This is a genomic window from Curtobacterium sp. Csp2 (assembly GCF_013347165.1).
Genome location: NZ_CP054593.1, coordinates 1700734 through 1720970 on the forward strand (window position 1 = coordinate 1700734; position 20237 = coordinate 1720970).

Below are 20237 nucleotides of genomic sequence, written 5' to 3' on the forward strand. Positions count from 1 at the left end.
CCCGTGATGTTGGAGGGTCGGCACAAGGAACACGGCGCCCGGCGCGGCGTCCGGCAGAGTGGTGGCATGCGCAACGTTGCCGTGCCCGAGCTCGCCGTCGTCTCCTCGCCGTGGACCCTGGGGCCGCTGCGCCTGTCGAACCGCGTGCTCATGGGGTCGATGCACACCGGGCTCGAGGTGCTGGACGACGGCGGCGCTGCGATGGCCGCGTTCTACCGGGAGCGGGCGGCGGGCGGTGCCGCGTGCATCGTGACCGGCGGCATCGCGGTGAGCGACGAGGCCCGTGGTGGCCCGGACTTCGCGGTGTTCGGCGCCGAGGGAGCGGACGAGCGCTTCCGGGTGGCCGTCGCCGCCGTGCACGACGAGGGTGGGACGATCCTCGCCCAGCTCTTCCACGCGGGGCGCTACGCCCTGGTGCAGGGCGTGCTCGACCGGCACGGGCGGCAGCAGCGCGCGGTGGCACCGTCGGCACTGCCGTGGGCGGCCGCACGCGGGGTCGTGCCCGAGGAACTGACGGCGGCCGAGGTCGAGCGGACCGTCGAGGACTTCGCCGCGGCGGCCCGGTCGGCGCGGGCGATCGGGTTCGACGGTGTCGAGATCATGGCGTCCGAGGGGTACCTGATCAACCAGTTCCAGTCACCGCTCACGAACCTGCGCGACGACGCGTGGGGCGGGACGCCGGAGAAGCGCCGGCGGTTCGCGGTCGAGGTCGTCCGTGCGGTGCGCGCCGCGGTGCCCGACCTGGCCGTGACGATCCGGCTCTCCGGGGCCGACCTGATGCCGGGGTCGACGACCGACGCCGAGGTGGACGCGCTCGTGCACGACCTGCTGCCCCTCGGGCTCGACGGGATCTCGGTCGGCATCGGCTGGCACGAGTCCCGGACGCCCACCGTGCAGGCCGCGGTGCCGCACGGGGCGTGGCTCGCGTACGCCGAACGCATCGCCCGGGTCGTCCGGGCGTCCGCGTTCCCCGACGTGCGGGTCATCGCCTCGAACCGGATGACCGACCTGCGCGACGGCGAGGCGGTCCTCGCCGACGGCCTGCTCGACGCAGTCGCCCTCGCGCGGCCGTTCCTCGCCGACCCCGCGCTCGTCGACCGGTCCCTCGGCGGTCGATTCGACCTCGTCAACACGTGCATCGGCTGCAACCAGGCGTGCCTGGACCGGTCGATCGTCGGTGCGCCGGTCTCGTGCCTGGTGAACCCGCGCGCGGGCCGTGAGCTCGCGTTCCCGTCCCGCCCGACGGACGAACCGAAGCGGGTCGACGTCGTCGGCGGCGGTCCGGCCGGCCTCGCCGCGGCCGTGGACGCCGCGCGCCGGGGGCACCGCGTCACGGTGTGGGAGGCCGACGACCGGCTCGGCGGCCAGTTCGACCTCGCGGCGCTCGTCCCGGGCAAGGAGGACTACGCCGCGACGGTCCGGGCCGCCCGTGCCGAGCTCGAGGAACGGGGCGCCGTGGTCCGCACCGGACACGCCGCGGACGTGTCGGACCTGCTCGGCAGCGACGCCGTCGTGGTGGCGGTCGGGGTGGTCCCGCGCACCCTCGACGTCCCCGGGGGCGACCTGCCGCACGTCGTGAGCTACGAGCACGCGCTTCGGCACGGTGTCCCGGCCGGGACCGTCGCGCTCGTCGGGGGTGGCGGCATCGGCGTGGACACGGCGGCGTTCCTGGTCGAGTCGCCCGACGAGGTCGTCCGGGCACGGGAGTTCGGCGAGCGGTGGGACGTCGCGGTGTCCGACGAGGTCCTCGGCGACGTCCCGCAGCGCGAGCCGGCCGCCGAACGGGTGCTCCGGCCGGGGTCGGACGTCACGGTGCTGCGGCGGTCCGGGAAGTTCGGGCAGGGGGTCGGCATCACCTCCCGGTGGGTGGCGGTCGGACGGCTGCGGGACGCCGGCGTCCGGATGGTCGGCGGGGTGCAGGAGTACCTCCGCGTCGAGCCGGGGCGGCTCTGGATCCGCGACGAGGACGGACAGGAGCGCGCCGTGCCGGCCGACCACGTGGTGGTGTGCGCCGGGCAGGAACCGAGCCCGGCCGCAGCGGCGACCGCCGCCGACGGACTGGTGCCGCGCCTCCGCGTCGCCGGTGTGCCGTTCGCGGTGGTGGGCGGCGCCCGGGACGCGCGCGGTGTGGACGCCGTCCGGGCGACGAGCGAGGCGCTGGAGGCGGTCCGCCGACTCGCACCGTGACGATCTCCGGCGCGTCTCGGCTCGCTTCTCAGCCGGAGATCTGCAAGAATGAACGGTCGAATCGCGTCTGCTCGACCCTCTATCCAGCAGTGCGCGACTCCCTTCGAGCTTCCGCCGCGCGTGCCCCCACGCCCGCGGTTCCGGTTCAACCACAACAACACGCAACAGGAGCAATTGTGGCTGTCAAGATCCGTCTCAAGCGTCTCGGTAAGATCCGTGCGCCGTACTACCGTGTCGTCGTCGCCGACTCGCGCACCAAGCGCGACGGTCGCGTGATCGAGGAGATCGGCAAGTACCACCCCACCGAGGAGCCCTCGGTCATCGAGATCAACTCGGACCGTGCCCAGTACTGGCTCGGTGTCGGCGCGCAGCCGACCGAGCAGGTCGCGGCGCTCCTCAAGCTCACGGGCGACTGGGGCAAGTTCAAGGGCGAGGGCAACACCGAGTCCGTCGTCAAGGTCGCCGAGCCGAAGCAGGCCTTCGTGGCCGACTCGGCCAAGAAGCCGGTCCTCAAGCCGAAGTCGGAGAAGAAGGCCCCCGAGGCCCCTGCTGCCGACGCATCGGACGACGCCGAGACGACCGAGGCCTGATTCCTTGCTCGAATCCGCGCTGACGCACCTCGTCAAGGGGATCGTCGATCACCCGGACGACGTGCGCGTCGCCAGTTCCACCTCCGCGCGGGGCGAGGTCCTCGAGGTGCGTGTGCACCCCGAGGACCTCGGCCGCGTGATCGGTCGCGCCGGACGGACCGCGAAGGCGCTCCGCACCCTCGTCTCGGCTCTCGCCGACGGCAAGCGGGTGCGGGTCGACGTGGTCGACACCGATTCCTAGGGAGACGACCCAGCTCCGGGTGGGTCGAATCACGAAGGCGCACGGGCTCAAGGGCGGCATCAAGCTCGAGCTCTACACCGACGACCCGGATCGTCGGTTCACGCCAGGAGCGGAGTTCACGCTCCAGGTTCCTGCGGAGTCCCCGTGGTCGGGCAAGACGATCACGCTGGACGAGCTCCGCTGGTACAACGGCCACCCGGTCGCCTTCTTCGAGGGCATCGGGGACCGCACCGCGGCCGAGACCCTCGCACGGGCGATCCTCTGGGTCGAACAGGACGCCGACGCCGACACCGGCGAGGACGACGCCTGGTACGACCACCAGCTGGTCGGCCTCCGCGTCCTGCGGGACGACGTCGAGGTCGGGACGGTCGCACGCGTCGACCACCTGCCGGCGCAGGACCTGCTCGCGATCGACACCGCGGACCGCGGCGAGGTACTCGTACCGTTCGTCTCGGCGATCGTGCCGTCGGTCGACATCGAGGCCGGCACGGTGACCGTGACGCCGCCGACCGGCCTGTTCGAGGACCCCGAGGACACCTCGCGGCCCGAGACGATCTCCTAGGCCGCCGTGCGCATCGACATCGTCACGATCTTCCCCGAGTTCTTCTCGGTCCTCGACGTCTCCCTGCTCGGCAAGGCGCGCGTCGACGGTCTGCTCGACGTGCACGTGCACGACCTGCGGCAGTGGACGACCGACCGGCACCGCACCGTCGACGACACGCCGTACGGCGGCGGCGCCGGCATGGTGATGAAGCCGGAGCCGTGGGCCCAGGCGCTCGAGTCGGTCCTGCGCGGGGACGGCTCGTCCACCCTCGTCGTGCCGACCCCCGCCGGGACCCCGTTCCGGCAGTCGATCGCGCGGTCGCTCGCGTCGACGTCGGAGCACCTCGTGTTCGCCTGCGGGCGGTACGAGGGCATCGACGCGCGAGTGTTCGCGTGGGCGGCGTCCCGCTGCTCGGTGGTGGAACTCTCGCTCGGCGACTACGTGCTGAACGGCGGCGAGGTCGCGGCCATGGCCATGATCGAGGCCGTCGGACGCCTGGTCCCCGGCGTCGTCGGCAACCCGGAGTCCCTCGTCGAGGAGTCCCACGAGGACGGCCTGCTCGAGTACCCCTCGTACACGAAGCCCGCCGTCTGGCGGGACCTCGAGGTCCCGGACGTCCTGCTCAGCGGGCACCACGCCCGCGTCGCCGCGTGGCGGCACGAGCAGCAGGTGGAGCGGACGCGGCGCGTCCGTCCGGACCTGCTGCCGGACGCGTAGGCCGGTCGCGATCGACGGACAGGAGGCACAGTGCCGGCTGGCACCGCGCCTCCAGTCCGTCAGTGGGTGGCGTCGGACCGTTGCGCGCGACGCAGGGTGAGGACCTCGGGACCCGCGTCGGTGACGGCGACCGTGTGCTCGACGTGCGCCGCGCGCGAGCCGTCGACGCTCTTCAGCGTCCAGCCGTCCTCGTCCTGGACCAGCTCGTCGGTGCCCTGCATGAGCCACGGCTCGATGGCGACCACGAGTCCCGGTCGCAGCTTCAGTCCGCGCCCGGGTCGTCCGTCGTTCGGGACGTGCGGTTCACCGTGCATGGTGCGGCCGACGCCGTGTCCACCGAACTGCGTGTTGACGCTGTAGCCGGCGTCCTTCGCCACCCGGCCGATCGCGTACGAGACGTCGCCGAGCTTGTTGCCCGGCCGGAACTGCTCGATGCCGGCCGCGAGTGCACGCTCGACGGTCGTGACGAGGTGCTGGTCCTCGTCGCGGGGTGTGCCGACCTGCACCGTCACCGCGGAGTCCGCGACCCAGCCGTCGACGCTCGCGGCGAAGTCCAGGCTGACGAGGTCGCCGTCCACGAGCACGCGGTCGTACGGCAGCCCGTGGAGCGCCGCGTCGTTGACCGACGTGCAGAGGTTCTTGCCGAAGGGGGAGTTGCCGAACGACGGGTGGTAGTCGACGTAGCAGCTCACCGCGCCCCGGTCGGCGATCATCCGGGCCGCGACGCGGTCGAGGTCGAGCAGGGTCATCCCGACGTCGACCGTCGTGAGCAGTTCGTCGAGGACGTCGGCGACGAACCGGCCGGCGGCGCGCAGGCCGTCCAGTTCGGCGGCGGTACGGAGTTCGATCATCCGTCCATCCTGCACCGGTTGGCGGGGTCCGCGGTTCTGTGGCAAGATTGATCGCTGTGCCCTGGCTGGACTCTGCCACGGGGGAGTCGCCGTTTCCGGGTACACACCATTCTTTCCACAACCGATCCGCGGCGACCCGTGCGCGTCCGCAGAGAGTGAACCCATCATGAGCCAGCTCCTCGACCACGTCGACGCAGCGTCGCTGCGCACCGACGTCCCGGACTTCCGCCCCGGCGACACCATCAAGGTGCACGTCAACATCATCGAAGGCACGCGCTCGCGCGTCCAGGTCTTCCAGGGCGTCGTCATCGCGCGTCAGGGCCACGGCCTCGGCGAGACCTTCAAGGTCCGCAAGGTGAGCTTCCAGGTCGGCGTCGAGCGCTGGTTCCCGGTGCACTCGCCGATCATCGACCACATCGAGGTCGTCACCCGTGGTGACGTCCGTCGCGCGAAGCTGTACTACCTGCGCGAGCTGCGCGGCAAGGCGGCCCGCCGCAAGATCAAGGAGAAGCGCGACGCCTGATCGCCTTCACAGTGAGCCCCGCGAGGCGGGTGCCGCTGCGGGCCCCTCGTCCATGTACGGTTGTGCATCGACGGGGGGCCCTTTCCCGTCGTCCGGGAAGTCGTCCACCGGCGACCCGGACTGCAGTACCTGCTCGCTCCGGCGCGCACGGGTGTGAACGAGAGCGGACATGACGGACACGACGCAGGGATCGGGCCGGCGCCCGCGGACCGAGAAGAAGAAGGCGAACGGAGTCCTCACCTTCCTCCGCGACCTCGTCATCATCTTCGTCGCCGCGCTGCTCGTCTCGTTCCTCGTCAAGACGTTCCTGATCCGGTCGTTCTACATCCCGTCGGCGTCGATGGAGAACACCCTGCAGATCAACGACCGGGTGATCGTCAACGAGCTCGTGCCGGACGTCGTCAGCCTGAAGCGCGGGGACGTCGTCGTCTTCAAGGACCCGGGCGGATGGCTCAGCGGCGCCGACGTGCCGAAGGTCGCTCCGGACACGCAGCCTGCGAAGGCCATCGACTGGCTCCTGACGCAGGTCGGACTCGGCACCGGGGACAGCGACGACCACCTCATCAAGCGGGTGATCGGTCTGCCCGGCGACAAGGTGTCCTGCTGCAACGAGCTCGGGCAGATGTCGGTCAACGGCGTGCCGATCAAGGAGCCGTACCTCAAACTGCCGGTGGGGGAGACCCGCGCGTCCGGCACGAACTTCTCGGTGACCGTCCCCGAGGGCACCATCTGGGTGATGGGCGACAACCGCTACGACTCGAAGGACTCCCGGTACAACGGCGACACCCCGTCGAAGGGCTTCGTGCCGCTGTCCGACGTGACCGGACGCGCCTTCGTCATCTCGTGGCCGACGAGCCGTTGGACGTGGCTCGACGACTACCCCGACGTCTTCGCCGGCGTGGAGCAGCGGGACGAGTGACCGCCGTCCGTCCCTCCCTCCGCGTCGAGAAGCGGCTGCTGTCGGCCGGTCGCGTCACCGTGATCGGCATGGACGAGGTCGGTCGCGGCGCCATCGCCGGACCGGTCGCGGTCGGTGTCGCCGCCGTCACGCTCGACGTCGGGCGCGTGCCGCAGGGGCTCGCGGACTCGAAGCTGCTGTCGGCCGCCCGCCGGATCGAACTCGTCCCCGTCGTCCGGCGGTGGGCGCGGACCGCGGTGGGGATGGCCTCGGCGCAGGTCGTCGACGAGCAGGGCATCGTCCCGGCGCTCGGGCAGGCCGGGGCTGCCGCGCTCGGGTCGCTCGTCGCGGACGGTCTCGACCTCGAGGGCGCGGTCGTCGTGCTCGACGGGTCGTTCGACTGGCTGTCCCGCGCCGTGCCGCCGACGATGCACCCGGCGACGGGACCGCTCGACGTGGTCGTGCGGGTCAAGGCCGACCGGGACTGCGCCTCCGTCGCCGCGGCGTCGGTCGTGGCGAAGGTCGAACGGGACAGCCTGATGACGACCGCGCACGAGGACGCACCGCACTACGCGTGGGCCTCGAACAAGGGCTACGGCTCGACCGCGCACTACGACGCGATCCGCGCGGTCGGGGCGCACGAACTGCACCGCAAGAGCTGGCTGCACCAGGCCTCGGCGGTGGCGCTCGACGGCTTCGACGGACTCGAGCTCGTCGGACGCTGAGCCGGCGCGACGGTCGCCCCGTGTCGCCGTAGACTGTCGGAGCGATGGATGACGACGAATTCGACGACTACGACCGCGAGGTCGAACTGGCCCTGTACCGCGAGTACCGCGACGTCGTGTCGCAGTTCCGCTACGTGGTCGAGACCGAGCGGCGTTTCTACCTGGCGAACGAGGTCGAACTCGTGCGCCGTGACACCGAGCACGACTTCTACTTCGAGTTGTCGATGAGTGACGTGTGGGTCTGGGACGTCTACCGTTCCGACCGGTTCGTGAAGTCGGTGCGGGTGCTCACGTTCAAGGACGTGAACGTCGAGGAACTCACGTCGCGTGAACTCGAATTGCCGAAGGAACTCGCACTCGACGAGTGAACGTCGTTTTCTGTCGGAGAATGTTCTCCGGGAGAAATGCAGTGTCACGTCGGACATTCGGCGGCGCATTCCGCTAACCTGCAGTGGAAACATCCACTGACAACAGGAGCAGACATGGCACAGAAGGTCACCGTCCAGCTCGTCGACGACCTCGACGATTCCCCCATCGCCGCGGGTGAAGGCCGCACGGTCGAATTCGCGTTCGATGGTTCGAACTACGAGATCGACCTGTCCGACGACAACGTCGACAAGTTCCGCGAGGCCATCTCCGACTACGTCGCGGCCGCCCGCAAGGTGTCCGGCCGTCGCTCCGGTTCGGGCTCCGCCTCGGCACCGAAGTCGGCACCGAAGCGTGGCAACTCGGAAGAACTCGCGAAGATCCGCGAATGGGCCAAGGAGAACGGGTACGAGGTCTCGAGCCGCGGCCGTATCTCCACCCAGGTGCAGGAAGCCTACGCAGCAGCGCACTGAGTTCCAGTGCACTGATACTCCCCGGAACCCCGGACGACCTCGTGTCGTCCGGGGTTCCGTCGTTCCTCCACAACGCATTCCTGGCGCGGTGTTCTCCACCGATCCGGGAACGACCGCCGCGAGGTGATCAGTCGCCGTCATCGTGAATGGCGGAGGTGACGCCGTGGAACGGACGAACACAGGTCGCAGGGCGATCGGAGCGACGGGGGAAGCGCTGGCCGTCGACTGGCTGGTGGCGAAGGGATACCGGATCGTCGACCGGAACTGGCGGTGTCGGTCCGGTGAGGTCGACGTCGTCGCGTGGGATCGGGGCACGCTCGTCTTCGTCGAGGTGAAGACCCGCACCGGGCCGACCGCCGGACACCCGTTCGAGGCGATCACGCCGGCGAAGGCCGCCCGGCTGCGGCAGCTCGTGCCGCAGTGGTTCCGCGAGCACCCGGAGACGAGTGCGCCGTTCATCCGCATCGACGCGGTGGCGGTGCACCTCGACGGCGACCGTCACGGCGTCGAGCACGTCGAGGGCGTGCTGTGAGCGGGGTCGGACGGACGACCGCGATCGCGCTGCTCGGGGTGCGGGCGCGGTGCATCGAGGTCGAGGCGCACCTCACGAGCCAGCTGCCGGGCTTCAGCATCATCGGGTTGCCGGACACCTCGCTCGGCGAGGCCCGGGAGCGCGTGCGGGCGGCCGCGGCCAACGCCGGGTCGCCGCTCCCGGCCCGGCGGATCACGGTGAACCTGACCCCGGCCGCGATCCCGAAGCGCGGGTCGGGGTTCGACCTGGCGATCGCGATGGCCGTGCTCGCCGCCGCCGAGGTGGCACCGGACGTGTCCGAGCGGACGGCCTACGTCGGGGAGCTCGGGCTCGACGGCCGCGTGCGACCGGTGCACGGGGTCATCCCGATGCTGCTCGCCGCGCGCGAGGCCGGCATCGAGCGGGTCGTGCTGCCCGTGGGCAACCTGGCCGAGGCGCGCGTGGTCTCCGGCGTGCAGGTGGTCGGCGTGGACTCGCTGCGCGCGGCGGCGATCGCCGGGGGAGCGTTGCTGCCGCCCGTAGAGGTGGACCCGGTGCTCGCGCCCGAGCTCCCGGCCGCACCCGCCCCGGCAGCGGAGCTCGCGGACGTGGTCGGCAACCCGATCGGCGTACGGGCGGTGATCGCCGCGGCGGCCGGGGGCCACCACGCGCTGCTCCTCGGGCCTCCGGGAGCGGGGAAGACGATGCTCGCCGAGCGCCTGCACGGGATCCTGCCGGACCTCGACGACGAGGCTGCGCTCGAGCTCGCGACGGTCCGGTCGGTCGCCGGTGCCGGAGCGGCCTCGTGGACCACCCGGCCGCCGTGGGAGGCGCCGCACCACTCGGCGTCCGCGGTGTCGTTGATCGGCGGGGGCAGCGGGACGGTCCGCCCGGGCGCGGTGTCGCGCGCGACCCGAGGGGTGCTGTTCCTCGACGAGGCGCCGGAGTTCCCGCGCGCGGTGCTCGACGCCCTCCGGCAGCCGCTCGAGTCCGGCACGGTGACGGTGCACCGGGCGGCGGGCGCCGCGGAGTTCCCGGCGCGGTGTCAGCTCCTGCTCGCGGCGAACCCGTGTCCGTGCGGGAACGCCGGACAGGGCACGCAGCCGTGCGAGTGCCCGCCGTCCACCGTCCGGCGCTACCTCGCCCGGATGTCCGGTCCCTTGCTCGACCGGCTGGACATCCGGGTCCGGGTGCCACGTGTCACGACGGCGTCCATCCGGGCGGCGGACGGCGGGACACCGACGAGCGCCGAGGCCCGGACGCTCGTGGTCGGTGCGCGGGACCGAGCACGTGCGCGGCTCGACGGGACGGGATGGACGAGCAACGCGCAGGTGTCCGGGGCCTGGCTCCGCGGGGCCGGGCGGTCCGAGCCTGGTTCGACGGCGACGCTCGACCGGGCGCTCGACCTCGGCACGCTGACCATGCGGGGGTGGGACCGGACCATGCGACTCGCCTGGACGCTCGCCGACCTCGAGGGTGCCGAGCGGCCTGCGACCCACCACGTGCACGAGGCCCTCGCGCTCAGGGGTGCGCTCTGATGCGGCAGCAGGCATGGCGGGACCTGGTCGGCACCGCCCTCGGGCCCGGGGTCCACGGGGTCGACCTCGGAGAGGCGGCGGCCCGCGTGGTGTGGTCCGCGCTCGTGGAGCCCGGCGACGGCGTGGCGGGCGCGCTGCTCGCTGCGTGCGGGCCGGAGCGCGCCCTCCGCGCCGTCGAGGGGGCCGTCGGGACGGGGGACGCCGGACTCCGGGGACTCCTGTGGACCGCCCTCGAGGACGACGTCGCGGGTGCTGACGATCCCGACGCCCTCGGGACGGCGCTCCGGGCGGCCGTCGGACGTTGGGGACCGCGACTCCGGGCGCGACGTCCTACCGACACGGTCGGTGCGGCGCTCGCGGTCGGGGCGCGACTGCTCGTCCCAGGGGCTCCGGGGTGGCCGGATCGGGTGGACGACCTCGGACCGCACGCGCCGGTCGTGCTCTGGGCGATCGGCACACGGGCTGACGACCCGGCGACGCTCGCGGTCGTCGGGTCCCGCGCGAACACGGTCGCGGGCGCAGAGGCGGCGGCCGAGATCACCTCCGCCGCGGCGGACTCGGGGTGTGCCGTCGTCAGCGGAGGTGCCTACGGGATCGACGCCGTCGCGCACCGCGTCGCCCTGGCTGCGGGGGCGACCACCGTCGCGGTGCTCGCCGGAGGCATCGACCAGCTCTACCCCGTCGGCAACACCGACCTGCTCCGGACCGTCGCCCGGCAGGGCCGTCTGCTGGCGGAGTCACCGCCGGGGACCAGGCCGAGTCGCTGGCGGTTCCTGGCGCGGAACCGGTTGATCGCTGCGCTGGGCGACGCCACCGTCGTGGTCGAGGCGGGCGCTCGGTCGGGGGCGCTGAACACCGCGCACCACGCCGCGCAGCTCGGCCGGCCGGTCTTCGCGGTCCCCGGGGCGTTCTCGTCGTCGGCGTCGGTGGGGTGTCACCGGCTGGTCGCCGACGGGCGGGCCCAGATCGTCGTGCGTCCGGACGACCCGGTCCGCGCGGTCGTGGCGGAGACCTCTGTCGCTGACGTCCCGGCGCCGGGGTCGTGCTCGCCCGACGGCCGGGAGCACGACGACCCGCACCGTGCCGGGACCGCCCGCCACCGCGCTCGGACCGACCCGCTCGTCGGGGCGCGGACGGATCCCGAGGTGCTCCGTGTCCTCGACGCGCTCGGCCGGCGTCCGCTCGTCGAGCCGGAGATCGTCGTCCGTTCGGGGATGTCGCAGGCCGAGGTCGCCGACGCGCTGGCACTGGCAGAGCTGCAGGGGCTCGTGGTGCACATCGGCGGCGGGTGGGCGCGGGCGTGACGGGGATCGCGCCTACGCTGGGGCCGTGGCGGAGCAGACGGACGACCGACTCGTCGTGGTCGTGGAGGCGTTCCTCACGCACGTCCGCGCGGCCCGTGGGCTCAGCGAACAGACGGTCCGCGCGTACGCGAGTGACCTCGAGCAGCTCGTGGCCTTCGCGGACGACCGTGGCATCGCGACCCTCGACGGCGTCGGACTCGAGCTCCTCCGCGACTGGCTCTGGGAGGCAGACCAGCGTGGGCTCGCGCGGTCGACCATCGCGCGGCGCTCGTCCTCTGTCCGAGCGTTCACCCGGTGGGCGAGCGAGTCCGGGGTGCTGCCGACCGACCCGGGGGCGCGGCTCCGGGCGCCGAAGAGCGCGGCCCACCTGCCGCGGGTCGTCGGGTCCGACCAGGTGCGCGTGCTGCTCGACGGGCTCGCGAGTCGGGCCTCTGGCGACGACCCGGTGGCGCTCCGCGACCTCGCGGTGGTCGAACTGCTGTACGCCACCGCGATCCGTGTGGGGGAGCTGGTGGGGATCGACCTGACCGCGGTCGACCGGTCCCGGCTGACCGTGCGGGTGCTCGGAAAGGGCGGCCGCGAGCGCGTGGTGCCCTTCGGGGTGCCCGCCAGGGATGCCCTCGAGGCCTGGACCAGCCGCGGTCGTCCGGTGCTGGCCGCACGGGCGGCAGCGCGCACCGACGCCGCGGTGTCGTCGCCGGGGCCGGGGCCGGGGCCGGGGCCGGGCGTTCGCCCGCCGAGGCCGGGCGTCCGCGCATCGCCGCCGCTGGATCCGGATCGGACGGTGCGCTGTTCCTCGGGGACCGGGGTGGCCGACTCGGCACCCGTGGCGCCTACCGGATCGTGGCCCGTGTGCTCGAGGACCTGCCGGGGGAGGGTCCGAGCGGGCCGCACACCTTCCGGCACACGGCGGCGACGCACCTGCTGGACGGGGGAGCGGACCTCCGCGCCGTGCAGGAGCTGCTCGGGCACGCGAGCCTCGGCACGACGCAGATCTACACGCACGTCTCGTCGGCGCGCCTGCGGGAGGTCTACCGCACGGCCCATCCGCGCGCCTGATCCGGCGTCGCCGCGGAGCAGATCCGGGCCGGGCAGACCCGGCCCGAGCAGACCAGCCCGCCGAGGCTCGGCCCGAGCACGCTCGGCCCGAGCACGCTCGGCCCGAGCACGCTCGGCCCGAGCACGCTCGGCCTGAGCACGCCCGGCCCGAGCACGCCCGGCCCGCTCGTGTCACCCCGGCCAGGCGTCGTCCGGCAGCAGCACCGGCCACTCGGCGGCCGGCAGGTACGGCAGAGGGTCGACGTACCGACCGTCGACCCTCGCGCCGAGGTGCAGGCACGGGGCCGACGCCGGACAGTGCCCGACCGAGACGGTGCCGACGGTGCTGCCCTGATCAACCGCGTCCCCGGTGGAGACCGACGGGTCGACCGAGTCCAGGGTGGAGACGAGCCCGCCGCCGTGGTCGATCGACACCACGCCGCGGCCGGCCACCGAACCGGCGAACGACACCGTGCCGGAGGCCACCGCCACCGCGGGCGTCCCGATCGACGCGGCGACGTCGATCCCGCGATGCCCCGGTGAGTAGTCGTCGGCCGGGGCCTCCCACCCGCGCTCGACGATCCGTGAGCCGGTCGGCCACACCCACGGCGCCTCGTCCTGCGCGTCCGCCGCCCGCACCGCCGCTCCCGGGGACCCCGGCGCGAGCACCGCCGCACCGACCGACCGCAGCGACCCGACCGGCACCGACCCGACCGACACCGATCCGACCGGCACCGACCCGACCGGCACCGATCCGACCGGCACCGACCCGACCGGCACCGACACGCCCAGCACTGCTCCGACCAGTACCGTCCCCGTGAGTGACCCGCTCCACCGCATGCACCGAGGGTCGCAGCGCCGGACGCGATCCGCGCACGGCGCTGGCGGTCTGTGGAACGGGAGCCGCGCCTCCCGTCCGGTGGAGGAGTGGGCCGACCCGCCCGCGCACCCCGGTTGTGCCCGCGCCCCGAACGGGGAGTAGGGTCTGGGGCGCTCCGGAACACGCAACGCCGCTCGGACGGCGAACCAGCCGACCGCCGGGGCACCGTGCGCCACCCAGCACGGCGGCAAGAACCTGGAGCACCGTGTCGAACACGTCCACCCAGCACGGCGAGGACCGTGCGTTCAAGGGGAAGGTCACCCTGTTCGCCATCGCGGCGGCGGTCGGTGGCTTCCTCTTCGGATTCGACTCCTCCGTCATCAACGGAGCCGTCGACGCGATCAAGGGCGAGTTCGGCCTGTCCGAGGCCGCCAGCGGCTTCGCGGTCGCCTCGGCCCTGATCGGCTGCGCCTTCGGTGCGTACTTCGCCGGCCGCCTGGCCGACCGCTGGGGCCGCACCCGCGTCATGTTCTGGGCAGCGGTGCTGTTCTTCGTCAGCTCGATCGGCAGCGCCTTCGCGTTCGCGACCTGGGACCTCGTGATCTGGCGTCTCGTCGGCGGTCTCGGCATCGGCACCGCGTCGGTCATCGCCCCCGCGTACATCTCCGAGGTGTCCCCGAAAGCGATCCGCGGTCGGCTGGCGTCGTTCCAGCAGCTCGCGATCACCCTCGGTATCTTCGCCGCGCTGCTGTCCGACCAGATCTTCGCGGTGACCGCCGGCGGTGCGTCGGAGCAGGTGCTCGGGCTCGCCGCGTGGCGCTGGATGTTCCTGGTCGGCGTGATCCCCTCGGTGGTCTACGGCGTGCTCGCGATCACGCTCCCGGAGTCCCCGCGCTTCCTGCTCGCACAGGGCCGCAAGGAGGACGCCCGCGACGTGATGGGCAAGATCGTCCCGCGCGACACGGTGAACACGAGCCTGGAGGAGATCCAGGACGGCATCGAGAAGGAGTCCAAGGAGAAGAAGGGCTCCATCCGGGGCAACCGCTTCGGGCTGCAGCCGATCGTCTGGGTCGGCATCATCCTCGCCGTCCTGCAGCAGTTCGTCGGCATCAACGTGATCTTCTACTACTCGACGACGCTCTGGCAGGCCGTCGGGTTCAAGGAGAGCGACTCGTTCCTCATCTCGACGATCACCTCGGTGGTGAACGTCGCGGTGACCTTCATCGCGATCTTCACGGTCGACAAGCTCGGGCGGAAGCCGCTGCTGGTCGCCGGCTCCGCGGGCATGTTCGTGTCGCTGACCATGGTCGCGATCGCCTTCTCGCAGGCCACCATCGTGGACGGCGCGCCGCAGCTGCCCGGTTCGTGGGGCATCATCGCGCTGGTCTTCGCGAACCTGTTCGTGGTGTCCTTCGGCGCGACGTGGGGGCCGCTCATGTGGGTGCTCCTCGGCGAGATGTTCCCGAACCGCATCCGTGCGACCGCGCTCGGTGTCGGTTCCGCGGCGAACTGGGTCGCGAACTTCCTGGTGACCATCTCGTTCCCGGTCCTGTCCGGCTTCAACCTGACCGTGACCTACGGCATCTACGCCCTGTTCGCCCTGCTCTCCCTGTTCTTCGTGATCGCGAAGATCCCGGAGACCAAGGGCCGCTCCCTCGAGGAGATGGGCATCACGGCCGAGGGTGACACGGTGTCCGCCAAGTAACGACGCACCAGCGTCACCACGTCCTGGAGGCGCGGTGCGGGTCCGACCCGCACCGCGCCTCCAGTGCGTCCAGACCTGCTAGAGTGCTTCCAGCAGCGCGCCGAGCGCGCTGACTTCGCGCGTCCACTCGCGTCTCTCGGCCACCGGTCCCGCTCTCACGAGCGGGCGGCCGTGCGGACAGGGCGCCAGGGGTCACGACCACCGGTCGTGACCGACACAACCGCAACCGTGCGCACGGCCTGACAGCCGTGCGCCGAGAACAAGGAGGGACGGCATGGCCGTCGTCACCATCCGCCAGCTGCTCGACAGCGGCGTCCACTTCGGACACCAGACCCGTCGGTGGAACCCGAAGGTGAAGCGCTTCATCCTCGCCGAGCGCTCGGGCATCCACATCATCGACCTGCAGCAGTCGCTGGCCTACATCGACCGCGCGTACGACTTCGTCAAGGAGACGGTCGCGCACGGTGGCACGATCCTCTTCGTGGGCACCAAGAAGCAGGCCCAGGGCTCCATCGCCGAGCAGGCGACCCGCGTCGGCCAGCCGTACGTCAACCAGCGTTGGCTCGGCGGTCTCCTCACGAACTTCCAGACGGTCTCCAAGCGCCTCGCGCGCATGAAGGAGCTCGAGGAGATCGACTTCGACGACACGACGAAGGGCTTCACCAAGAAGGAGCTCCTCATCAAGAAGCGCGAGCTGGACAAGCTCCACAAGACCCTCGGTGGTATCCGCAACCTCACGCGGACCCCGAGCGCGCTCTGGATCGTCGACACCAAGAAGGAGCACCTCGCCGTCGACGAGGCGCAGAAGCTCGGGATCCCGGTCATCGGCATCCTCGACACCAACTGCGACCCCGACGAGATCACGTACCCGATCCCGGGCAACGACGACGCGATCCGCTCCGTCGGTCTCCTCACCCGCATCGTCGCCGACGCCGCGGCCGAGGGCCTGAAGACCCGCCACAACGGTGGCGACCAGGAAGAGGCCGAGCCGCTCGCCGAGTGGGAGCAGGAGCTCCTCGGTGGCGAGCAGGCCGCGCCGGCCGCGCCCGCCGCCGAGACCCCGGTCGAGGAGAACGACGCCGACGCGCAGGTCGCCGCGAAGGAGATCGGCGAGCCGATCGCCGAGGCCGACAAGAACGCCGAAGCCACCCCCGCCGAGTGACATCCGGGGGCGTCGGGCCGGTCGGCTCGGCGCCCCTTCCTTCTCTCTCCACAACTCCAGTCCAGAAAGGACTCCAGCCAATGGCCAACTACAGCCTTGCTGACGTGAAGAAGCTCCGTGAGGACCTCGGGGCCGGCATGATGGACGCCAAGAACGCCCTCGTCGAGGCCGACGGCGACTACGACAAGGCCGTCGAGCTGCTCCGCATCAAGGGCGCGAAGGCCGTCGCCAAGCGCGACGACCGTGCGACCTCCGAGGGCGTCGTCGTGGCGTCGACCGAGGGTGGCGCCGCCACCGTCGTCGAGCTCGCCAGCGAGACCGACTTCGTCGCGAAGAACGAGAAGTTCACCACCCTCGCCGACAAGGTCGTCGCCGCGGTCGCCGCCGCCGGTGCGTCCGACGTCGAGGCCGGCAACGCCGCGCCGCTCGAGGGCAAGACGGTCGCCGAGGCGATCGACGAGGCCGCCGCTGCGCTGGGCGAGAAGCTCGCGCTCCGCACGGTCGTCCGCGTCGAGGGCGACGCCTTCGAGGTCTACCTGCACAAGACCAGCCAGGACCTGCCCCCGCAGATCGCCGTCGTCATCGCCTACTCGGGCTCCGACGCGGCCGAGGCCCGCTCGATCGCCCAGCACGTCGCGTTCGCGAACCCGACGTACCTGACCCGCGACGAGATCCCGGCCGAGGCGATCGAGAAGGAGCGTGCGACCGTCGAGGCGATCACGCGCGAGGAGGGCAAGCCGGAGGCCGCCCTGCCGAAGATCGTCGAGGGTCGCCTCAACGCCTACCGCAAGCAGGTCGCGCTCCTCGAGCAGGACTACGCGAAGGACAACAAGCTGTCCGTCGCGAAGGCCGCCGAGAACGCCGGCATCACGATCCAGGGCTTCGCCCGCGTCAAGGTCGGCGCGTAGCGAACCCGTGACGGGGCTCGGAACCACATCGGTTCCGGGCCCCGTTTCTGCGCGCGCTGCGACACGCGCGGAACCGGTACGGAGGCACGACCTCCTCCGCCGGACCGGCTCCGGCCGGGTAGATTCCCACGAGACATTCGACGAAGGGTGCGCCACATGACGAACGAGAAGACCGGACGCCGCCGGGTCCTGCTGAAGCTGTCGGGGGAGGCGTTCGGGGCCGGGTCCCTCGGGGTGAACCCGGACGTCATCAGCACCATCGCCAAGGAGATCGCCGCGGCCGCGCAGGACGTCGAGGTCGCGATCGTGGTCGGCGGCGGGAACTTCTTCCGCGGCGCCGAGCTCTCGCAGCGCGGCATGGACCGCGGTCGCGCCGACTACATGGGCATGCTCGGCACGGTGATGAACGCCCTCGCGCTGCAGGACTTCCTCGAGCAGGCCGGGGCGGCCACGCGCGTGCAGTCCGCGATCAGCATGACCCAGGTCGCGGAACCCTACATCCCGCGCCGCGCGGAGCGTCACCTCGAGAAGGGCCGCATCGTGATCTTCGGTGCCGGTGCCGGTCTGCCGTACTTCTCCACCGACACGGTCGCCGCGCAGCGTGCGCTCGAGATCGACGCACACGAGGTCCTCGTCGCGAAGAACGGCGTCGACGGCGTCTACACGGCGGACCCGAAGAAGGACGCCACGGCCGAGAAGCTCCACCACGTGACGTACCAGGACGCGCTGCTCCAGGGTCTCAAGGTCGTGGACGCCACCGCGTTCTCCCTCTGCATGGACAACGGCATGCCGATGCACGTGTTCGGCATGGAGGGCGAGGGCAACGTGGCCGCCGCGATCCGCGGGGAGCGGATCGGCACGGTGGTCAGCAACTGACCCCGGCCGCTGACTAGACTCGACAGCAGTACCGAAGGAGAACCACCGTGATCAGTGATGTCCTGACCGAAGCCACCGAGAAGATGGCGAAGGCCGTCGACGTCGCCAAGGACGACTTCGCGACCGTCCGCACCGGACGCATCAACCCCGCGCTCTTCCAGAAGATCCCGGTCGACTACTACGGCACGCCGACGCCGCTCGCGCAGCTGGCGTCCATGCAGACGCCCGAGGCCCGCACGCTCGTCGTCACGCCGTACGACAAGTCCGCGCTCAAGGAGATCGAACGCGCCATCGCGACGTTCCCGAACCTCGGCGCCAGCCCGTCGAACGACGGCGAGATCGTCCGCGTGACGATCCCGGAACTCACCCAGGACCGCCGCAAGGAGTTCGTGAAGCTCGTGCGCGGCAAGGGCGAGGACCACAAGGTCGTCGTCCGGAACATCCGTCGTCGCGCCAAGGACGACCTGGACGCGCTGAAGGGCGAGATCTCCGACGACGAGATCGCCCGCGCCGACAAGGACCTCGAGACCCTGACGAAGAAGCACGTCGACCAGATCGACGACGCGCTGAAGAAGAAGGAAGCCGAACTCCTCGAGGTCTGATGCGTCTCCCCGACCCGGGCGGCGACCGCCCCACGCAACCGCGCCCGTCCGCGAAGAAGGGGCTCCGACAGGACTTCGACGCCCGTGCCCGCGCGGCGCGCGCCGACTTCGAAGCGCAGCTCAAGCAGCGCAAGGCGGAGTTCGGCGCGCGCAACGAGGCGCTGACGGCGCGCACCGGTCGGAACCTGCCGGCGGCGATCGGCATCGCTCTGGCCTTCGCGGTCGTCATGCTCGCCGCGCTCCTCATCTGGAAGCCGGCGTTCATGGTCGTCGCCGCGTTCCTGCTCGGTGTCGCCGTGTACGAGCTCGCGAGCGCCATGCGGTTCGCGGGGCGCGACGTGCCGCGGATCCCGAGCGTCGCGGCCGCGGTCGGCATGGTGCCGCTGGCGTTCCTCGGCGGACAGGTGGCGGCGCTCTTCGCGGTGCTCGGCGGGATCGTCCTCATCGTGGTCTGGCGGCTCGTCGAGGTCGCCTTCGCGCGCGAGAAGCCGCCGGCCGGGCACGTCGCCCGTGACCTGACGAACGGGCTGTTCGTCCAGGCGTACATCACGCTCCTCGGGGCGTGCATCGTCCTGCTGTCGGCGCAGCCCCGCGGTGAGCTCTGGGTGATCGCGTTCATCCTGGTGGTCGTCGCGGTCGACACCGGGGCCTACGCCACGGGGCTCAACCTGGGCAAGCACCCGATGGCGCCGCGGATCAGCCCGAAGAAGACCTGGGAGGGCTTCGCGGGATCGGTCGCGGCGAGCATCCTCGTCGGGATCGTCGTCGTGTGGCTCCTGCTCGGGCTGCCGTGGTGGACCGGCATCGTCCTCGGCGTGCTCATCTCCGGGTCCGCGACCCTCGGTGACCTCACCGAGTCGATGATCAAGCGCGACCTCGGCATCAAGGACATCTCGTCGTTCCTGCCGGGGCACGGGGGACTGCTCGACCGGATCGACAGCATCCTGCCCTCGGCCGCCGTCGCGTACGTCCTGTTCCTGATCGTCGTGCACTGACCGTCGTGCACTGACAGGCGTGCTCGGGGCGCGTCCAGCCAGCGCCAGGGTCGGGTGCTGGCAGAATGTCGCCGTGGCCACCACCTTCCCCACCGCAGACCGCCGCGCCCTCGGGTACGACGTCGACGAGGTCGACCGGTTCCTCGAGGACGCCCGCCGCGCCTACACGGCCGCCGACACGGCGCCGGGGATCGAGGCGGCGAAGATCCGCGCCACCGCGTTCTCGATGCGCAAGGGCGGGTACTCCACGGCGCACGTCGACGCCGCCCTCGAGCGACTCGAGGACGCGTTCGCCGCCCGGGAGCGCGAGCGGGAGATCGCCGACGTCGGCAAGAAGGCCTGGTACGCCGAGGCCCGCTCGAAGGCCTCGGACGTCGTCGCCCGCCTGGAGCGTCCGGACGGGCAGCGCTTCGCCCGCACGAGTCCGCTCGGGACCGGGTACCACCCGAAGGACGTCGACGCCTTCGCCCAGCGCCTCGCCGGGTACTTCCGCGACGGCAAGCCGCTGAGCCTCACCGAGGTCCGGTCGATCGTCTTCCGACCGAAACACGGCGGCTACCGCGAGGCGCAGGTCGACGCGCTGCTCGACGCCGTCGTCGAGGTCATGCTCGCCGTCCGCTGACGACTCCCCGCATCGTCTGGCCCGGTGATCCGGCGACGCGC

At 71.7% G+C, this 20237-nt stretch carries 22 protein-coding genes and 1 pseudogene; 21 read left to right on the plus strand and 2 right to left on the minus strand.

The features are described from left to right. Positions 1 to 66: 66 nt before the first annotated feature. The 5 genes from HUN59_RS08380 to trmD all read left to right on the plus strand — a co-directional run bounded on the left by HUN59_RS08380 (position 67) and on the right by trmD (position 4279). Positions 67 to 2187 carry an FAD-dependent oxidoreductase gene (locus HUN59_RS08380; protein WP_174778091.1) on the plus strand — a complete coding sequence of 707 codons (2121 nt, stop codon included), beginning with the start codon at positions 67 to 69 and terminating at the stop codon, positions 2185 to 2187. Positions 2188 to 2363: 176 nt separating this feature from the next. Continuing rightward, the gene (gene rpsP / locus HUN59_RS08385) at positions 2364 to 2777 is read left to right on the plus strand and encodes a 30S ribosomal protein S16 (protein WP_058742027.1); all 414 of its coding nucleotides are present in this window, start codon (positions 2364 to 2366) and stop codon (positions 2775 to 2777) included. A 4-nt stretch (positions 2778 to 2781) separates the two neighbouring features. Then, entirely contained in the window at positions 2782 to 3018 is a 237-nt protein-coding gene (locus tag HUN59_RS08390) for an RNA-binding protein (protein WP_022902329.1), read from the plus strand. Positions 3019 to 3037: 19 nt separating this feature from the next. Beyond that, complete coding sequence (rimM, locus tag HUN59_RS08395; RefSeq protein ID WP_174778092.1) at positions 3038 to 3580, plus strand: ribosome maturation factor RimM; 543 nt, start codon at positions 3038 to 3040, stop codon at positions 3578 to 3580. Between the two features lie 6 nt (positions 3581 to 3586). After that, positions 3587 to 4279, plus strand: coding sequence for a tRNA (guanosine(37)-N1)-methyltransferase TrmD (gene trmD / locus HUN59_RS08400; RefSeq protein ID WP_174778093.1), 693 nt, complete (start codon positions 3587 to 3589; stop codon positions 4277 to 4279). 59 nt (positions 4280 to 4338) lie between these two features. Here trmD and map read toward each other — a convergent pair whose 3' ends face one another. After that, positions 4339 to 5130 carry a type I methionyl aminopeptidase gene (map, locus tag HUN59_RS08405; RefSeq protein ID WP_174778094.1) on the minus strand — a complete coding sequence of 264 codons (792 nt, stop codon included), beginning with the start codon at positions 5128 to 5130 and terminating at the stop codon, positions 4339 to 4341. Between the two features lie 166 nt (positions 5131 to 5296). On the opposite strand from map, the gene rplS reads away from it, so the two are divergent. The 9 genes and pseudogenes from rplS to HUN59_RS19645 all read left to right on the plus strand — a co-directional run bounded on the left by rplS (position 5297) and on the right by HUN59_RS19645 (position 12527). After that, positions 5297 to 5653: a 50S ribosomal protein L19 gene (rplS, locus tag HUN59_RS08410; RefSeq protein ID WP_058742031.1), complete on the plus strand. Its 357-nt coding sequence runs from the start codon at positions 5297 to 5299 to the stop codon at positions 5651 to 5653. A gap of 169 nt (positions 5654 to 5822) precedes the next feature. After that, positions 5823 to 6572, plus strand: coding sequence for a signal peptidase I (gene lepB / locus HUN59_RS08415; protein WP_058742032.1), 750 nt, complete (start codon positions 5823 to 5825; stop codon positions 6570 to 6572). Beyond that, positions 6569 to 7276, plus strand: coding sequence for a ribonuclease HII (locus tag HUN59_RS08420; RefSeq protein WP_174778095.1), 708 nt, complete (start codon positions 6569 to 6571; stop codon positions 7274 to 7276). Before lepB ends, HUN59_RS08420 begins: the two co-directional genes overlap by 4 nt. 44 nt (positions 7277 to 7320) lie before the next feature. Next, on the plus strand, positions 7321 to 7644 hold the full coding sequence (locus HUN59_RS08425; RefSeq protein WP_058742034.1) for a DUF2469 family protein: 324 nt from the start codon (positions 7321 to 7323) through the stop codon (positions 7642 to 7644). A 114-nt stretch (positions 7645 to 7758) separates the two neighbouring features. Then, on the plus strand, positions 7759 to 8115 hold the full coding sequence (locus HUN59_RS08430) for a histone-like nucleoid-structuring protein Lsr2 (RefSeq protein ID WP_058742035.1): 357 nt from the start codon (positions 7759 to 7761) through the stop codon (positions 8113 to 8115). Positions 8116 to 8278: 163 nt separating this feature from the next. Beyond that, entirely contained in the window at positions 8279 to 8647 is a 369-nt protein-coding gene (locus HUN59_RS08435) for a YraN family protein (protein WP_114850075.1), read from the plus strand. After that, on the plus strand, positions 8644 to 10164 hold the full coding sequence (locus HUN59_RS08440; RefSeq protein ID WP_174778096.1) for a YifB family Mg chelatase-like AAA ATPase: 1521 nt from the start codon (positions 8644 to 8646) through the stop codon (positions 10162 to 10164). The genes HUN59_RS08435 and HUN59_RS08440 overlap by 4 nt, the downstream gene beginning before the upstream one ends. After that, a complete protein-coding gene (dprA, locus tag HUN59_RS08445; RefSeq protein ID WP_174778097.1) occupies positions 10164 to 11468 on the plus strand; it encodes a DNA-processing protein DprA in 1305 nt (434 codons plus the stop codon). The genes HUN59_RS08440 and dprA overlap by 1 nt, the downstream gene beginning before the upstream one ends. 25 nt (positions 11469 to 11493) lie before the next feature. After that, positions 11494 to 12527: pseudogene (locus tag HUN59_RS19645) on the plus strand (tyrosine recombinase XerC). 171 nt (positions 12528 to 12698) lie between these two features. Here the strand turns inward: HUN59_RS19645 and HUN59_RS08455 are convergent. Beyond that, on the minus strand, positions 12699 to 13292 hold the full coding sequence (locus HUN59_RS08455; protein WP_217483637.1) for a M23 family metallopeptidase: 594 nt from the start codon (positions 13290 to 13292) through the stop codon (positions 12699 to 12701). 299 nt (positions 13293 to 13591) lie between these two features. On the opposite strand from HUN59_RS08455, the gene HUN59_RS08460 reads away from it, so the two are divergent. The 7 genes from HUN59_RS08460 to HUN59_RS08490 all read left to right on the plus strand — a co-directional run bounded on the left by HUN59_RS08460 (position 13592) and on the right by HUN59_RS08490 (position 20196). Further along, entirely contained in the window at positions 13592 to 15031 is a 1440-nt protein-coding gene (locus HUN59_RS08460) for a sugar porter family MFS transporter (protein WP_174778099.1), read from the plus strand. Positions 15032 to 15305: 274 nt separating this feature from the next. Next, a complete protein-coding gene (gene rpsB, locus HUN59_RS08465) occupies positions 15306 to 16193 on the plus strand; it encodes a 30S ribosomal protein S2 (RefSeq protein ID WP_058742041.1) in 888 nt (295 codons plus the stop codon). Positions 16194 to 16273: 80 nt separating this feature from the next. After that, positions 16274 to 17101 (plus strand): translation elongation factor Ts, encoded by an 828-nt coding sequence (gene tsf, locus HUN59_RS08470; protein WP_058742042.1) that lies wholly within the window; start codon positions 16274 to 16276, stop codon positions 17099 to 17101. Between the two features lie 156 nt (positions 17102 to 17257). Then, positions 17258 to 17977 (plus strand): UMP kinase, encoded by a 720-nt coding sequence (gene pyrH / locus HUN59_RS08475; protein ID WP_058742043.1) that lies wholly within the window; start codon positions 17258 to 17260, stop codon positions 17975 to 17977. A 47-nt stretch (positions 17978 to 18024) separates the two neighbouring features. Further along, positions 18025 to 18579: a ribosome recycling factor gene (gene frr / locus HUN59_RS08480; protein ID WP_114850068.1), complete on the plus strand. Its 555-nt coding sequence runs from the start codon at positions 18025 to 18027 to the stop codon at positions 18577 to 18579. Next, positions 18579 to 19574 (plus strand): phosphatidate cytidylyltransferase, encoded by a 996-nt coding sequence (locus HUN59_RS08485; protein WP_174778100.1) that lies wholly within the window; start codon positions 18579 to 18581, stop codon positions 19572 to 19574. The genes frr and HUN59_RS08485 overlap by 1 nt, the downstream gene beginning before the upstream one ends. Positions 19575 to 19647: 73 nt before the next feature. After that, on the plus strand, positions 19648 to 20196 hold the full coding sequence (locus tag HUN59_RS08490; protein WP_058742046.1) for a DivIVA domain-containing protein: 549 nt from the start codon (positions 19648 to 19650) through the stop codon (positions 20194 to 20196). Positions 20197 to 20237: the final 41 nt, after the last annotated feature.

Excerpts from the sequence above, each read along its gene's own strand:
- dprA (WP_174778097.1), top strand. The coding sequence starts at position 10,164 with ATGCGGCAGCAGGCATGGCGGGACCTGGTCGGCACCGCCCTCGGGCCC.
- rplS (WP_058742031.1), top strand. The coding sequence starts at position 5,297 with ATGAGCCAGCTCCTCGACCACGTCGACGCAGCGTCGCTGCGCACCGAC.
- HUN59_RS08430 (WP_058742035.1), top strand. The coding sequence starts at position 7,759 with ATGGCACAGAAGGTCACCGTCCAGCTCGTCGACGACCTCGACGATTCC.
- HUN59_RS08425 (WP_058742034.1), top strand. The coding sequence starts at position 7,321 with ATGGATGACGACGAATTCGACGACTACGACCGCGAGGTCGAACTGGCC.
- HUN59_RS08485 (WP_174778100.1), top strand. The coding sequence starts at position 18,579 with ATGCGTCTCCCCGACCCGGGCGGCGACCGCCCCACGCAACCGCGCCCG.
- map (WP_174778094.1), bottom strand. The coding sequence starts at position 5,130 with ATGATCGAACTCCGTACCGCCGCCGAACTGGACGGCCTGCGCGCCGCC.
- lepB (WP_058742032.1), top strand. The coding sequence starts at position 5,823 with ATGACGGACACGACGCAGGGATCGGGCCGGCGCCCGCGGACCGAGAAG.
- tsf (WP_058742042.1), top strand. The coding sequence starts at position 16,274 with ATGGCCAACTACAGCCTTGCTGACGTGAAGAAGCTCCGTGAGGACCTC.
- pyrH (WP_058742043.1), top strand. The coding sequence starts at position 17,258 with ATGACGAACGAGAAGACCGGACGCCGCCGGGTCCTGCTGAAGCTGTCG.
- HUN59_RS08380 (WP_174778091.1), top strand. The coding sequence starts at position 67 with ATGCGCAACGTTGCCGTGCCCGAGCTCGCCGTCGTCTCCTCGCCGTGG.
- rpsB (WP_058742041.1), top strand. The coding sequence starts at position 15,306 with ATGGCCGTCGTCACCATCCGCCAGCTGCTCGACAGCGGCGTCCACTTC.